Raw genomic sequence first — 14,489 nt, 5'->3', positions numbered from 1 at the left:
TTCAAGCGCGCCCATGGCGATCGGTCAGAATCGGCGCCCGACAAAGGGCGCCATGACGCGGTCCATGCGGCCCGCGACGGGCAAGAGTCAGAGAAACACAATGCAACATCACGATCCAGTCGGCACCCGGGAGGGCGAAACAGAGTCGGCTTCAGAGCTTCTGAAAAACCGGCTCGCAGTCGCGGAAAACGTTCTGGTAATACTGTCGGTTGACCTTGACGACCAACTTCGCTTCGCCAGCGGCCTAGTTGCCCTGACTGACCAGCGGCTGATCGCACGGGAACCCGGCGGCGAATGGCGTGAGTGGCCGCTCACCGATGCGGCCCTCGAACTGCGTCTTTCCGACCATTCCGGCGTCGGAACCCTTGATTTGACGGGGCCTGCGGGCCGATTGGGCCGCTGGCGCTACACCCTGGCCAGCCAGGTCGAGGCACTGCGGCTGCTCAAGCTTTTCGGTCAGCGCACGGCTGGTGTCGCCAAGGCGACACCGGAAATCATCGAAGCGGCAGACGGCGACGACCTGGCCGCGGCCGACAGCGAACGCCAGTCCCCGCCCTCGACCTGGGTTTTGTTACGACTTGGCCGTTTCGCCAAGCCGTACCGCAAGCAATTGATCGCCGGGTTTGTACTGACCCTGATCTCGACCGCCGCCACGCTGGTGCCGCCGTACCTGACCATTCCGCTGATGGACGACATCCTGATTCCGTTCCAGAACGGGCAGAAGATCGATTCCGGGCGCGTGGGCCTTTACTTGGGTGGCCTGCTCGGTGCCGCGCTGCTGGGCTGGGGGCTGGGCTGGGCCCGTACCTATCTGCTGGCGCTGGTGTCCGAACGCATCGGCGCCGACCTGCGCACCACCACGTATGAGCATCTGCTGACCCTGCCGCTCGACTATTTCGGCGGCAAGCGCACCGGCGACCTGATGGCGCGCATCGGCTCGGAAACCGACCGCATCAACGTCTTTCTGTCGCTGCACGCGCTCGATTTCGCCAACGACGTGCTGATGATCGTGATGACCGCGATCATCCTGTTCTCCATCAATCCGCTGCTGGCCATGGTCACGCTGGTGCCGCTGCCCTTCATCGCCTGGATGATCCACGTCGTGCGCGACCGCCTGCGCACCGGCTTCGAGAAAATCGACCGCGTCTGGTCCGAGGTGACCAACGTGCTGGCCGACACCATCCCCGGCATCCGCGTGGTCAAGGCCTTCGCGCAGGAACGTCGCGAAGCCGAGCGCTTTCGCATCGCCAACGCCTACAACCTGCAGGTCAACGACAAGCTCAACCGCACCTGGTCGCTGTTCACGCCGACCGTGTCGCTGCTGACCGAAATCGGCCTGCTCGTGGTCTGGGCCTTCGGCATCTGGCAGGTGGCGCGCGGCAGCATCACGGTGGGTGTGCTCACCGCCTTCATCGCGTACATCGGCCGCTTCTACACGCGGCTCGATTCCATGAGCCGCATCGTCTCGGTCACGCAGAAGGCGGCGGCCGGCGCCAAGCGCATCTTCGACATCCTCGACCATGTGAGCAACGTGCCCGAGCCGGCCAACCCGGTGAAGGTGGAGCGCGTGCAGGGCCGCATCGAGATGAGCGGGCTGGGCTTTCGCTATGGCTCGCGCGCCGTCATCCATAACCTCGACCTGGTGATCGAGCCCGGCGAGATGATCGGCCTTGTCGGCCACAGCGGCTCGGGCAAGAGCACGCTGGTCAACCTGATCTGCCGCTTCTACGACGTGACCGACGGCGCCATCAAGGTCGACGGCACCGACATCCGCCGCTTTGCCGTGGCCGACTACCGGCGCCACGTGGGGCTGGTGCTGCAGGAGCCCTTTCTGTTCTTCGGCACCATCGCGCAGAACATCGCCTACGGCAAGCCCGATGCCACGCGCGAGGAAGTCGTGGCCGCCGCGCGCGCCGCGCATGCGCACGACTTCATCCTGCGCTTGCCGCACGGCTACGACTCGCTTGTGGGCGAGCGCGGGCAGGGCCTGTCGGGCGGCGAGCGCCAGCGCATCAGCATTGCGCGCGCGCTGCTGATCGATCCGCGCATCCTGATCCTCGACGAAGCCACCTCGGCCGTGGACACCGAGACCGAAAAGGAAATCCAGAAGGCTCTGGACAACCTCGTGCAGGGCCGCACCACCATCGCGATTGCCCACCGCCTGTCGACGCTGCGCAAGGCCGACCGGCTCGTGGTCATGGACCGCGGCGAAGTGGTCGAGGTCGGGCCGCACGACACCTTGATGGCCAAGCAGGGCGCTTACTGGCGGCTTTACCAGGCGCAACTGCGCCAGGGCGACGACGATGCGAGCGAAGGCGCGGCCGACGAGCGCGCGGGCGCGCAGGCGCCGCTGGTTGTCAGCCACGCAGCCCATCCGGCGGGGGAAGCATGAGCGACAACATCACCACCCAGGCTTTTGAACTCGAGCGCGACGCCTTCGGCCGTCTCGTGCTGACCGACGCGCAAGGCGAGCGCCATGTGGGCGTGACGCCGGTGCGGGCCTTTCCGCTCAGCGCGCCCGGCGATGGCCTGTCGCTGGTCGGCGGCGATGGCCGCGAGCTGGTCTGGATCGACCGCGTCGAGCTGCTGCCGGCGCCAACCCGCGCGCTGCTCGAACAGGAACTGGCGGTGCGCGACTTCGCGCCCACGCTGCTTCAACTGCACAGCGTGTCCAGCTTCGGCGTGCCCAGCACCTGGACCGTGCGCACCGACCGTGGCGACACCAGCTTCGTGCTCAAGGCCGAGGAAGACATCCGCCGGCTCGAAGGCGGCGCGCTGCTGATCGCCAGCGCGCATGGCGTGCAGTTCCGCATTCCCGATGTGAAGACGCTCGACCGCGCTTCGCGCAAGCTGCTCGAGCGCTTTCTCTGACCATCAAATGAAAAGCCCCGAAGCCCTTTCAGGGGTTCGGGGCCATGCGCGAAACACCGCGCAACCTGGGTTGAGCCAGGTCGGTCAGTCCAGCAGGTCGGAGTAGTCGCCGCGCTCGTAGGCTTCGACGGTCTTCCATGGCAGCGTCTTCGGCGCGGCAATGACCGAGGCGGTCATCACGTTGATCGAAGTGCCGCGCGCATTGCGCTGCTCGATCTTGCGCGCGTAGCGGCCGGCCGTGTCCCAATCGATGCGCAGCGTGCCCGCGCCCTGCTGCAGCTCGTAGCGTTGCACGCCCTTGCCGGCCGCGCCGAGGTCCTTCATGCGCGCCAGGCTCGCCGGATCGACCAGCCAGTAGGAGTTGGCCCACGAGCCGCTGTAGCCGACGTTGCCGTAGTTGGCCGCGTCGATGTCGATCAGCTTGCGCTGCTCGCGCAGCACCATGCCCACCTCCACCTTGCCGGCGGCATCGCGGCGCACCCACAGCGGGGCCGCCGTGTTGTCCGCATGCGCATGGCCGATGTGCACCTTGCCTTCGCGGGCTTCGTGGTCGTGGTCTTCGCGCAGCGCGGGCGGCAGCTCGCGCTCGACCCACACCGAGCCGGCGCGGCGGAACATCAGGTCGGCGTAACGGCTCTCGCGTTGCACGCCGTCCTTGCCGATCGACATCATGTGGTGCTGGATGCGCAGGTTCTGGTCGGGCGCAGCGGCATCGCCCGCGGCGCTGGCTGCCAGCGGCAAGGCCACCAGGGCCGTTGCCGCCAGCAGCGTCTTCAGTGTCATGGATGCCGTCACAGGCCAGCCGCTTCCTTGACCTTGTTGAACACCTTGATGTTCTCCATGGTGCCCTTGAAGATCTTCGAGCCCGCGCCGCCGGCGAACAGCATCACGTCGCCGCCGCCGTGGGTTTCCGCGCCGGGCGGACCCAGGTTGATGCCGACTTCCTGCAGGAAGTTGTCGTCGGTGGTGTCCATGGCCGTCTGGTCGTCGCGCACGGGGCCACGCAGGGGGCCGGTCCAAGGCTTCTTGCTGTCTTCCGCGTTCACCTTGCTGTCGGCAATCTTCTTGGTGATGTCGGCCGGGGTTGCGGCAGGGTCGTTGGCGTCGGTGTAGGAGATCGAACCGGGGCGTCCGCCATTGCCGAACACCAGCGTGGTGTACGGCTTGCCGTCAGCCGCCTTCGTGGGCTTGCCGTCGGCATAGCCGTTGACCAGGCCCAGGATCGGATTGCCGATCTTCGGATAGCCGTTGAAGGCGATCGCGTGGTCATGGTCGGCCGTGACCACCACCAGCGTGTTCTTCAGGCCCGGGTCCTTCTTGTTCATGTAGTCGAGTGCGGTCTGGATGGCCGTGTCGAAGGCCAGCGTGTCTTCCAGCGCGCGCTTGGCGTTGGTGCCGTGCAGTGCGTGGTCGATGCGGCCGCCTTCCACCATCAGGAAGAAGCCCTTGTCGTTCTTGCTCAGCACGCCCAGGGCCTTCTCGGTCATGTCCGACAGGCTGGGCTGGTCGAGGCTCTGCTTGACGCGGTCCAGCTCATACGCCATCTCGCTTTGCGAGAAGAGGCCCAGCAGCTTGTTCGTCGCGGCCGGGTCGATGGCCTTGAGCTTGGTGCCGGTGTCGACATAGGCGTAGCCCTTGGCTTGCATCGCTGCCACGAGGTCCACGCCGTCCGTGCGCTTGCTGCTCGGGTTGCCAGGCTTCGGCAGGTAGTTGCGCTGGCCGCCACCCATCAGCACGTCGACGCCGTCGAGCAGCTTCGGGTTGTAGTTGGCATGGCCCGGCACGCTCTGCTCGGCAATAGCGTTGTAGCCGTTGCGGTTGCAGATGTGCGCATAGGTCGTCGCCGGCGTGGCGTGGCCGACGCGCGTGGTCGACACGGCACCCACCGAGCGGCCCTTGGCCTTGGCGAGTTCGAGCAGCGTATCGACGGCCTTGCCGTTGGTGGGCGGACAGGTCGTGTCGTCGCTGTTGCCGTTGATGTACTGCTTGCCGGTGCTGTCCACGGCGGCGGTGTCGCTCGACATCGAGATCACCTCGTTGCGCATCTTCACGCCGGTCATGTAGGCGGCCATCGAGGGTGCGCTGTCGGTGGTCTGGCCGTCGAGCGAATAGGTCTTCACGCGGGCCGCGTAAGGCAGCGACTGCATGACGAGGTTGGCGCGCTCGGGGCTCACCAGCGAGCCGGGCTTGGCGGCCAGTTGCTTTTCGCCCTTGTAGATGCGCGCGGCGGTCACGGTGACGGGACCCATGCCGTCGCCGAGGAAGAAGATGACGTTCTTGGCTTCGCCGGCGGCGTGCGCGCTGCCAGCCAGGGTGCCGGCGGCGGCGCAGACGAGGGCGGCGGCCAGGCGGGTTTTACTGGTGATGCGGTTCATGGTCGTGTTCATGTTGGTGTTCGTCGATGGGCGCTGGTGGCCGCTCACAGGCCGACCGCCTTCTTGATCAGGCCGAACACGTCGGTGTTGGTGATGACGCCGGAGAAGTTGTCGGCGCCCAGGCCTTGCGCGCCGAGGAACACGTCGGCACCGCCGTGGGTTTCGGAGTCGCTGCTGGCGTCCATGGGAACCACGGCTTCCTGCCTGTAGTCCTTGCTTTCCAGCGCGGTGCTGTCAATGGCGCCGCGCGTAGCAAGACGAACCGGACCATTGCCGAAACCGATGATGGTGTACGGGTTGCCGTCGACGTCCTTGCTGGTCTTGCTGTTGTCCACGTAGTCCTTCACCAGGCCGAGCACGCCCGGCTTGCCCGGCTCCGTCTTGCCCGTGCGCGCGGCATAGCCGTTGAGCTGCAGCGTGTGGTCGTGGTCGGCCGTGACCACCACCAGCGTGTTCTTCAGGCCCGGGTCGATGGCCTGCATCTTGTCGAGCGCGAGCTTGATGGCGTCGTCGAAGGCGCCCGTGTCCTGCAGGGCGCGGCGCGCGTTGGTGGCGTGCAGCGCATGGTCGATGCGGCCGCCTTCCACCATCAGGAAGAAGCCCTTCTTGCGCGCGCTCAGCGCGTCGATGGCCTTGCCGGTCATCTCGGCCAGGCTCGGCTCCTTGGTGGCGTCGCGGTCCAGGTCGTAGGCCATGTGGCTCTTGGTGAAGAGGCCGGCGATCTTGGTGCTGCCGTCGACAGGCAGCTTGTCGAATTCGCTCTTGCTGGTGGCGTAGCTGTACTTGGCCGTCTTCAGTTCGGCGGTCAGGTCGCGGCCGTCGTTGCGCTTGCCGCTCTTTTCCTTGGGCAGGAAGTAATCCGTACCACCGCCGAAGAACACGTCGACGCCGTCACCCAGCTTCGCGTTGTAGCCTGCGCCGCCCGGCACCAGTGCTGCAGCGATGGTGTTCTCGGCATCGCGATGGCACACGTGCGAGTACGTGGCCGCCGGCGTGGCGTGCGTGATGCGCGTGGTGGTCACCACGCCAGTGGCATAGCCCTTGGCCTTGCTCTGCTCCAGCAGCGTTTCCACCGCCTGGCCGTTGCCCGACGGGCAGGTGCTGTCGAAGTTGACGTGGTAGGCCTTGCCCGAAGCGTCGGTGGCCTTGGTCTCGGGGCTCATCGAGATGACTTCGTTGTTCATCTTGACGCCGGTCATGTAGGCCGACATCGAGGGCGCACTGTCGGTCACCTGCGCATCGTTCGAGTAGGTGTGGACGAAGGCCGTCTCGGGCAGCGTGTCCATCGTGAGGTCGCCGTCTTCGCCGACCTTGTAGATGCGCGCGGCGGTCATCGTGGTGATGCCCATGCCGTCGCCCAGGAAGAAGATGATGTTCTTCTGTGCCACCGGCGGCGTGGTGGGCGGCGGAATGAGCGGCAGCAGCGACGGGCCATGGCTGCTACCGCCGCAGGCGGTCAGCAGCAGCGAAAAGCCCAGCAGTGCTGGGGCGACGAAGCGTTGGGTCATGCAAATCCCTCGGGTGGTTATTCGAGAGGTGCGCGCACCGCGCACCATTTCTGGAGATGCAATCTAAAGACGTCAAATGACCCGGCCGTGACGAAACGAAAGCGGAATGAAAGTTCCGCGGGTTTCCTGAAATAAATGCGCGAGCCGTCTTCGGCTCGTCATGCGCCGCGCTTAGGAAAGGCTGCGCGTGGCCGGGTTGCTGGCGCCCGCTGCGGCAGTCCGCGACAAGGCCGCCTGCTTGGTCGCTTTGGCCCAGCGGTGGCCCCAGTCGGTAATCGGTTTCTCGAACCAGCGATAGAGCTGGTCCGAGATTGCCAGCGACACGATGAAAGAAAGAAGCAGCAGTGCGGGCCCATTGACGATGACCACACCGATCGCGCTCAGCACATCGAGCACCGCATGGGCTGCGATGTACTGGATCAGGTACATCGCATACGAGCGGTGTCCGATGAAGACCAGCCACTTCGCTCCCAGCGCCTTGCCCATGAACGTGCGGCTGGCGATGAGGGACGGGAGCAGCAGGCCGACCAGCAGGCCGTACAGCGTGATCGCGCCCAGGTCCCCGATGTAGCTCGTCACCAGCGGAAAACGCCTGTGCACGATGAACAGGAGTGGAAGAATCACCAGCGGCGCGCGGTACGTCATGAGGCTGCGCACCCAGCCGAAGGTCTTCGGCGTGTGCATGAGGATGGCCAGCGCCGAGCCGATCATCATGCCGATGTAGTTCTGCGGGCTGAGCCAGTCGGGCTGCGCACCGCTCAGGCCCAGGGCTGCCAGCGCCGCCATGCAGAGCCCGACGGTCGCGAGGCGCGAGCGCATCGTCAGGCCGAACACCGTGATCAGCGCGGGCCAGACCAGGTAGTACTTCCACTCCACGCTCAGCGTCCAGGTGACGACCAGCGGTGCGTACGGTGCCAGTTCGTTGCGCAGCGTCAGGTAGTAGGGCGTGGCAGCCTTCATCTGCTCCCAGCTCGCACCCTGGGCGAAGTAGCTCTGCGCCAGCACCACGAGGTAGATGAGGAGGTAGAGCGGCACAAGCCGCGTGGTGCGCCGGATGTAGAACGCCTTCAGCGACACGCGGCCGGTGTCATCGCGCTCGCGCAACAGCAAGGTGGTGATCAGGAAGCCCGACAGCACGAAGAAGGCATGAACGCCCAGCCAGCCGGAGAACTTGCTTGCGGCGATGCCGCCCATGTGGGCCGTGAAAACGAGAAAGACAGCAACGGCCCGCAGGCCATCGAGTGCGGCGAAGTTGCGTGTGCCTTGAAAGTCCTCGAAGCTGATCGCTGTACCGCGCTCGCCCATTCCGTGTGTCTCCCGCTTTGTTTGCGCGGGATTTTGCCTCATGTCAAATTCATGACTCAGGCCGGGACGGTTGTTTCAAAGAGGCCGCGGGCCCTGATTCACCCTTGGCAGCGACTCAGCGCGAAGCGAACCAGCGCCACGCCACCGCGCCCGCCGCAGCCGCCACGCCGCTCACCAGCGCGCCCCAGGCGATGTCGATGAACGACAGCCCCAGCGGCCAGTTGCGGATCACCGCCAGGTTCGTCAGGTCGTAGGTTCCGTAGCAGAACATGCCGAACAGGCCGCCCAGCACCGCCGCCCGCATCACGCTCTGCGCCTCGACGCCGGGCTGGATCGCGAAGATCACCAGTCCGACCGGGTACAGCAGGTAGAACACCGCCGCGAAGGCCAGCCGGGGTTGCGGCGACATCAGCTCGCCCATGCCCTGCTGGTACATGCCCTTGGCGACGAGGCCCAGCCAGATCATGTCGATCACCAGCAGCACCACGAAGGTAACGGCCCATGCAACCAGGTGTTTAGTGCTCATTCGCGGGATCGTATCCGTGCCCGCGGCGCGGCCTGCGAAAATCGCGCATTTGGACTACAACGGCCCGGCCGTTGACGCACATGCCCCTGCACACCACCGCCCTCGTTCTTTTTTCCGGCGGCCAGGACTCGACCACCTGCCTGGCCGACGCGCTCTCGAAGTACCAGCGCGTCGAAACCCTGGGCTTCGACTATGGGCAGCGCCACCGGGTCGAACTCGACGTGCGCGGCACCATCCTCGCGCAGATGCGCGAGCGCTTTCCCGACTGGGCACCGCGCCTGGGTGAAGACCATGTGCTCACGCTCGCGGCGCTGGCGCAGCTCGGCGGCTCTTCGCTGACCGAAGAAGTCGCCTTCGCCATGCAGGCCGACGGCCTGCCCAACACCTTCGTGCCGGGACGCAACCTGCTGTTCTTGACGCTGGCCGGCGCGCTGGCTTACCGGCGCGGGCTGCAGGTGATCGTCACCGGCGTCTGCGAGACCGACTTCTCGGGCTACCCCGACTGCCGCGACGACACCATGAAGGCGATGCAGCTCGCGCTGTCGCTCGGGCTGGAGCGCCGCCTCGTGATCGAGACGCCGCTCATGTGGATCGACAAGGCCGAGACCTGGCAGATGGCCCATCGCCTGGGCGGTGAGCCGCTGGTCGATTTGATCGTGGAAGAAACCCACACCTGCTACCTCGGCGACCGCGAACATCGCCAGGCATGGGGCTACGGCTGCGGCGAGTGCCCCGCCTGCGACCTGCGCAAGAAGGGCTGGGAGCGCTACGCCGCAGCAGCGGGCTGAGCGGCCGTGTTCAAGCGGTAGCGCGCACCGCCGTCACCGGCCGTGCCACCGGTTCGCGGCACCAGCGTCCACCGCTGGTTGTGGAAATCGCCCACGGCCGCGCGGTGCGCAATCGACACCATCGCCCCGCCCGCAGCCTGCACCGTGGCGGCGAGGCGCTTGTACAGCACGCTTTCGGCCTCGGCATCGAGCGCGCTCGTGATCTCGTCGGCGAACAGCCATGCCGGCTTTCTCAGCAGCACGCGGGCAATCGCCAGGCGCTGCTGCTCGCCGCCCGAGAGCTTCTGGCTCCAGGCGTCGCTGTCGTCGAGGCGGCTGGCAAGGTCCGGCAGCAGGGCATCGGCGAGGGCCTGGCGCAACTGGTCGTCGCTGTAGTTCGAGGCGGGATTCGGGTACGTCAGCGCATCGCGCAGCTTGCCATCGGGCACATAGGGTCGCTGCGGCATGAACATCGCGTCGCCGGGCACTTGCACATGCCCGCGCGAGAACGGCCAGATGCCTGCGAAGGAGCGGAACAGCGTCGATTTGCCGCTGCCCGATGGGCCCTGCAGCAGCACGCTGTCGCCGGGCACCACGGACAGGGCGGCACCGGCAAGCAGCGGCGTGCCGTTGGGCAGGGCCACCCCGAGGTCGTCGGTGTGCAGGACGGCGGCCGGGGCGCGCTGCAGTTCGTTGTCGCGCGTCGCGTGGGCCTTCATGGCGTCGTCGAAGCTGGTCAGGCGGTCGGTGGTGGCGCGCCACACGGCCACGCTGTCGTAGTTGTCGACGAACCAGCTCAGCGATTCCTGCACCTTGCCGAAGGCCGAGACGATCTGCATCAGGTGGCCGAGCTGGATCGAGCCGCCGAAATACTGCTGCGCCCCGACGATGAACGGAAAGATCACCGCCGCCTGGCCGAAGAACGAGGTGAAGGTCACCAGGTTCTTCTGCTGCTTGATCAGCAACAGGTAGTTGCGCAGCACGTCGCCGAAGCGCAGATTGAGCTGGCCGCTCTCGACCTTCTCGCCGTGGTCCAGTGCAATGGCTTCGCTGTATTCGCGCACGCGCACCAGGTGATGGCGGAAGTCGGCCTCGAAGCGCTGCTGCCTGAAGTTCAGCCCGATCAGCGGACGGCCGATGAAATGCGTGACCACGGTGCCGACGATCGAGTACCCCAGCGCCAGCCAGACCATCGCGCCGACGATCTGGTAGGTGGTGCCGCTGGCTGTGAACGAGAAGTTGCCCGACAGCGTCCAGAGCAGGCCGATGAAGCTCAGCAGCGTGACCACGGCATTCAGCAGGCCCATCGAGAGCGACATCGTGGCGCTCGTGAACATCTGCATGTCTTCCTGGATACGCTGGTCGGGATTGTCCGGCGCGGTGCCGTCCTTGCCGGCGTAGCGCGCCAGTTCCAGGTGATAGAAGGTGCGGTCCGCCATCCAGCGCGACAGGTAGCTGCGCGTCATCCAGGTGCGCCAGCGCAGTTGCAGCAACTGCGTCACATAGAACTTGAGCACCTGCACCGCGATGTTGAAGAAGGCGATCCAGCCGAACACCCGCACCTCGCGCCAGAAGGCGACCACGTCCTTGGTCTGCAGTGCGTCGTAGAAGCGGCCGTACCACTGGTTGCCGAGCACCGCCACGTAGACGTAGAAAAGGTTCAGGGCAATGATCCCCAGCAGCATGGCACGTGCCCGCCATTTCTCCTCGGACCGGAAGTAGGGCGCCGCGAGCGTGAAGACGCGGCGCAGGACCTGGATGAACGAGCTGGCGCGCGCCGTGACGGATAGAGACATTCGGGTTTCCTCGCAGGCGCGGGTGCGCCGGTCATCGTGAGGAACCCATCGTAGACAAATGTTTCTTAAACGGAACTGAAATTCCGCCAGAGGTGCCCGATGCACCTGAAATGCCAGAACTGCCCGGGGCGCCAGTACGCCCGCTCAGCGCAGCATGATCCGCGCGGCGGTCGCGAGGAAGTGCGCCAGCGTCGGCGTCTTGAGCCCTTCGACCTTCGCTTCCTCGTCCCACAGGCGCAGCCGCACCGCATCGCCGGCCCAGCGGAGACCGGCAAAGCGCGCCGCGGCTTCCTCGTCCATCACGCCGCCCTGCAGCGCGAGGCTGCGTACCGAATCAGGCGAGAGCTTCGAGAAATAGTCCGGCCGCGTCGCGCACAGATAGCGCTTGGCGTCCACATGCAGCCGGATCGGCTCGCGCACCTCGACGTCGAATGCGCCGCGCAGCAAGGGCAGGGCGATGTACTGGTGGCGGTCGTCGATGCCCAGCTCGGTGGGCGAGTGCGACAGCGTCTGGTGCTCGGCGATCAGCAGGTGCCCCAGGTCGTGCAGCAGCGCGGCCGTGACCAGCGCGTCGCTGGCGCCGGCCTGCTCCGCGAGCCAGGCGCATTGCAGCGCGTGCTCCGTTTGCGACACCGGCTCGCCCGCGTACGCAACCCCGCCCCGTTCCGCGAACAGGCGGGCGATCTCGGCGAGGTCGAGTGTCATGAGAGTGAAACGGAGCGGGCGAAGCAAAGCCGCAGGTGACAGCGCCCCGCAGTCTGCCGGGAGGCAGTGACACCCGGATGACAAAACCGCCGCACGCTCGCCGGCGACCAGGCGCAATTTTGGGTGTTTGGGGTTTTTTGAGGCGTCTGACAAATCCCTGTCACATGCCGCTGCCAGCATCGCCGCATTCGTCATCACGCAGGGCTTGCGTACTTTTGCTTGCCTGTCGTGTGTCCTGCATTGCGCTCTTCTTTCTTCTTCTTTCCACCTGGGGAACCTCCACCATGCTGCATCGTCAACTCCGCCGCGCCTTCGTGCCGGCCGTCCTGTTCTCGCTGGCCTTTGCCGCATCGGCCCAGGGCCGCACCGAACTGCTGGTCTACACCGCGCTCGAAGCCGACCAGGTGCAGGCCTACAAGGCCGCCTTCGAAAAGGAAAACCCGAACATCGAGCTGAAGTTCGTGCGCGACTCGACCGGCATCGTCACCGCCAAGCTGCTGGCCGAAAAGGCCAACCCGCAGGCCGACGTGGTGTGGGGCCTAGCCGCCACCTCGCTGATGCTGCTCGACAAGGAAGGCATGCTCCAGCCCTACGCGCCCAAGGGCCTGGACGCCATCAAGCCCACCATGCGCGATCCGGCCAACCCGCCCAAGTGGGTCGGCATGGACGTGTGGTCGTCGGCCATCTGCTTCAACACCGCCGAAGCCACCAAGAAGAACCTGCCCAAGCCCACCAGCTGGGCCGACCTGACCAACCCGGTCTACAAGGGCCAGATCACCATGCCCAACCCTGCGGCATCGGGCACCGGCTACCTGATGGTGTCGGGCTGGATCCAGATGATGGGTGAAGAAAAGGCGTGGAAGTACATGGACGCCCTGCACCAGAACATCGGCATCTACAGCCAGTCGGGCAGCAAGCCCTGCCGCCAGGCCGGCGCCGGCGAATTCGCGCTCGGCATGTCCTTCGAATACCGCGCCAACAAGACCAAGCGCGACGGCGCGCCCATCGACATCGTGCTGCCGAAGGAAGGTCTCGGCTGGGACATGGAGGCCACCGGCATCATCAAGACCAGCAAGAAGCAGGACGCCGCCAAGGCGCTCGCCGACTGGGCCGTCACCAAGCAGGCCAACGAGCTGTACGCGAAGAACTTCGCCGTGCTCGCGCTGCCGGGCATCCAGGAAAAGCTGGAGTTCGTGCCGGGCGACGTCGAGAAGCTGCTCGCCAAGAACGACTTCAACTGGGCTGCCGCCAACCGCGATCGCATCCTGACGGAGTGGTCCAAGCGCTACGAATCGAAGTCGGAAAAGAAGCCACTCTGATCTCCAGGCAAAGCGGTATCCGGCCATGACGAGCAGCAGCAGTTTTCTTTCCCTTCGCGGCATCGGCAAGTCCTTTGGCGCCACACGCGTGCTCGACGGCATCGACCTCGACATCGAACCCGGCGAGTTCGTCTGCCTGCTCGGCCCCTCGGGCTGCGGCAAGACCACGCTGCTGCGCATCGTCTGCGGCATCGAGCGCGCCGACAGCGGCCAGATCCTGCTCGGCGGCCAGGACATCGCGGGCCTGCCGCCCGCGGCGCGCGGCTTCGGCGTGGTGTTCCAGTCGTATGCGCTGTTTCCCAACCTGACGGCGGCGCAGAACATCGCCTACGGCCTTCATCCCACGGGCGCACTGGCGCGCGAGATGGCCAAGCGTTCGCGCGAGATGCTCGACCTGGTCGGGCTTGCAGCGCATGCCGACAAGTACCCCGTGCAGTTGTCGGGCGGGCAGCAGCAGCGCATCGCATTGGCCCGCGCGCTCGCGCCCAATCCGCGAATGTTGCTGCTCGACGAACCGCTCTCGGCCCTCGACGCACAAGTGCGCGCCAGCCTGCGCAGCGAGATCCGCGCACTGCAGAAGCGCCTGGGCATCGTCACCATCATGGTCACGCACGACCAGGAAGAAGCCCTCTCGATGGCCGACCGCGTGGTGCTGATGCACAACGGCCGCATCGAGCAGGCCGGCACGCCCGACGAGCTGTACCGCCAGCCGCGCACGCGCTTCGTGGCCGGCTTCGTCGGCCGCATGAACATGCTGCCCGCCACCGTGCTGGCCGATGGAAAGGTGCGCGTGCGTGACAGCGAGCTGTTCTGCTCGCCGGGCAACCTGAGCGTCGGTTCGCAGGCCACCGTGGGCATTCGGCCGGAGCATGTGGTGGTGAAGCGTTTCGGCACCGAGCTTGGTGCCAACAGTTTTGCGGCCCGCTTGCTCGACACCGAGTTCTTCGGCAACCGCACCTCGGCGCGACTTGCTTGCGAGCCGTTGGGCATCGAGATCGAAGCCGAGTTGCCTGCCGATGCGCGGGGTGGTGGCGGTGAGCCGTTGGTGCCCAGCAGCATGGTTCATATCCAGTTGCCGTTGAATGCGTTGTCTGTGCTGGCGCATTGAGATGGGCGCTTGGCTTTCTGTTTGTCGCGTCGTATTTGAAGTGCGTCGTTCAGGGCGCGCTCACGCTGACGGTGTGCTCTGCTCCGCGAATGTCCCCCGGGGCGCTGCGCGCCCCTCCTCCTTTATTTCGCTGCGCAGAGCACACCGCCAGCGTGAGCGTTATTCGGAGCGGTCGTTGATCGGCCGCAAACGCACGGCGTGTCCTGTGC

The 14,489-nt window shown here is 66.0% G+C and carries 12 protein-coding genes; 5 read left to right on the top strand and 7 right to left on the bottom strand.

Going from position 1 to position 14,489, the window contains the following annotated elements; translation table 11 throughout:
- The first annotated feature begins 100 nt into the window (after positions 1-100).
- Entirely contained in the window at positions 101-2,392 is a 2,292-nt protein-coding gene (locus ACSFB7_RS06475; RefSeq protein ID WP_435468236.1) for a cyanophycin metabolism-associated ABC transporter, read from the top strand.
- The gene (locus ACSFB7_RS06470) at positions 2,389-2,871 is read left to right on the top strand and encodes a cyanophycin metabolism-associated DUF1854 family protein (RefSeq protein ID WP_435468234.1); all 483 of its coding nucleotides are present in this window, start codon (positions 2,389-2,391) and stop codon (positions 2,869-2,871) included. Before ACSFB7_RS06475 ends, ACSFB7_RS06470 begins: the two co-directional genes overlap by 4 nt.
- Before the next feature lie 84 nt (positions 2,872-2,955).
- On the opposite strand, the gene ACSFB7_RS06465 is transcribed toward ACSFB7_RS06470, so the two are convergent.
- The 5 genes from ACSFB7_RS06465 to ACSFB7_RS06445 form a co-directional block, all read right to left on the bottom strand.
- Positions 2,956-3,654 (bottom strand): hypothetical protein, encoded by a 699-nt coding sequence (locus tag ACSFB7_RS06465; protein ID WP_435468232.1) that lies wholly within the window; start codon positions 3,652-3,654, stop codon positions 2,956-2,958.
- A gap of 8 nt (positions 3,655-3,662) precedes the next feature.
- On the bottom strand, positions 3,663-5,258 hold the full coding sequence (locus ACSFB7_RS06460; protein WP_435468230.1) for an alkaline phosphatase: 1,596 nt from the start codon (positions 5,256-5,258) through the stop codon (positions 3,663-3,665).
- A gap of 32 nt (positions 5,259-5,290) precedes the next feature.
- Complete coding sequence (locus ACSFB7_RS06455) at positions 5,291-6,754, bottom strand: alkaline phosphatase (RefSeq protein WP_435468228.1); 1,464 nt, start codon at positions 6,752-6,754, stop codon at positions 5,291-5,293.
- A 171-nt stretch (positions 6,755-6,925) separates the two neighbouring features.
- On the bottom strand, positions 6,926-8,059 hold the full coding sequence (locus ACSFB7_RS06450) for an acyltransferase family protein (protein WP_435468226.1): 1,134 nt from the start codon (positions 8,057-8,059) through the stop codon (positions 6,926-6,928).
- Positions 8,060-8,174: 115 nt separating this feature from the next.
- Positions 8,175-8,585 (bottom strand): DUF2177 family protein, encoded by a 411-nt coding sequence (locus tag ACSFB7_RS06445; RefSeq protein ID WP_435468224.1) that lies wholly within the window; start codon positions 8,583-8,585, stop codon positions 8,175-8,177.
- Positions 8,586-8,665: 80 nt separating this feature from the next.
- Between ACSFB7_RS06445 and queC the strand changes: the two genes are divergently transcribed.
- A complete protein-coding gene (queC, locus tag ACSFB7_RS06440) occupies positions 8,666-9,373 on the top strand; it encodes a 7-cyano-7-deazaguanine synthase QueC (protein ID WP_435468222.1) in 708 nt (235 codons plus the stop codon).
- Here the strand turns inward: queC and ACSFB7_RS06435 are convergent.
- Together ACSFB7_RS06435 and ACSFB7_RS06430 are read right to left on the bottom strand one after the other, a co-directional pair.
- Positions 9,352-11,148, bottom strand: coding sequence for an ABC transporter ATP-binding protein/permease (locus ACSFB7_RS06435; RefSeq protein ID WP_435468220.1), 1,797 nt, complete (start codon positions 11,146-11,148; stop codon positions 9,352-9,354). The two genes, queC and ACSFB7_RS06435, sit on opposite strands and share 22 nt — an antisense overlap.
- 144 nt (positions 11,149-11,292) lie before the next feature.
- A complete protein-coding gene (locus tag ACSFB7_RS06430; RefSeq protein WP_435468218.1) occupies positions 11,293-11,853 on the bottom strand; it encodes a phosphonate degradation HD-domain oxygenase in 561 nt (186 codons plus the stop codon).
- A gap of 284 nt (positions 11,854-12,137) precedes the next feature.
- Here ACSFB7_RS06430 and ACSFB7_RS06425 point away from each other — a divergent pair, with 284 nt between their 5' ends.
- Both ACSFB7_RS06425 and ACSFB7_RS06420 read left to right on the top strand, forming a co-directional pair.
- The gene (locus tag ACSFB7_RS06425) at positions 12,138-13,172 is read left to right on the top strand and encodes a putative 2-aminoethylphosphonate ABC transporter substrate-binding protein (protein WP_435468216.1); all 1,035 of its coding nucleotides are present in this window, start codon (positions 12,138-12,140) and stop codon (positions 13,170-13,172) included.
- Between the two features lie 25 nt (positions 13,173-13,197).
- Positions 13,198-14,280 (top strand): ABC transporter ATP-binding protein, encoded by a 1,083-nt coding sequence (locus ACSFB7_RS06420; RefSeq protein WP_435468214.1) that lies wholly within the window; start codon positions 13,198-13,200, stop codon positions 14,278-14,280.
- Positions 14,281-14,489 lie beyond the last annotated feature (209 nt).

This window comes from Variovorax raffinosi (assembly GCF_051216615.1).
Classification (GTDB): domain Bacteria; phylum Pseudomonadota; class Gammaproteobacteria; order Burkholderiales; family Burkholderiaceae_C; genus Variovorax.
Note: the sequence above shows the minus strand (reverse complement) of the source record. Positions and strands in the feature narration are given on the sequence as shown.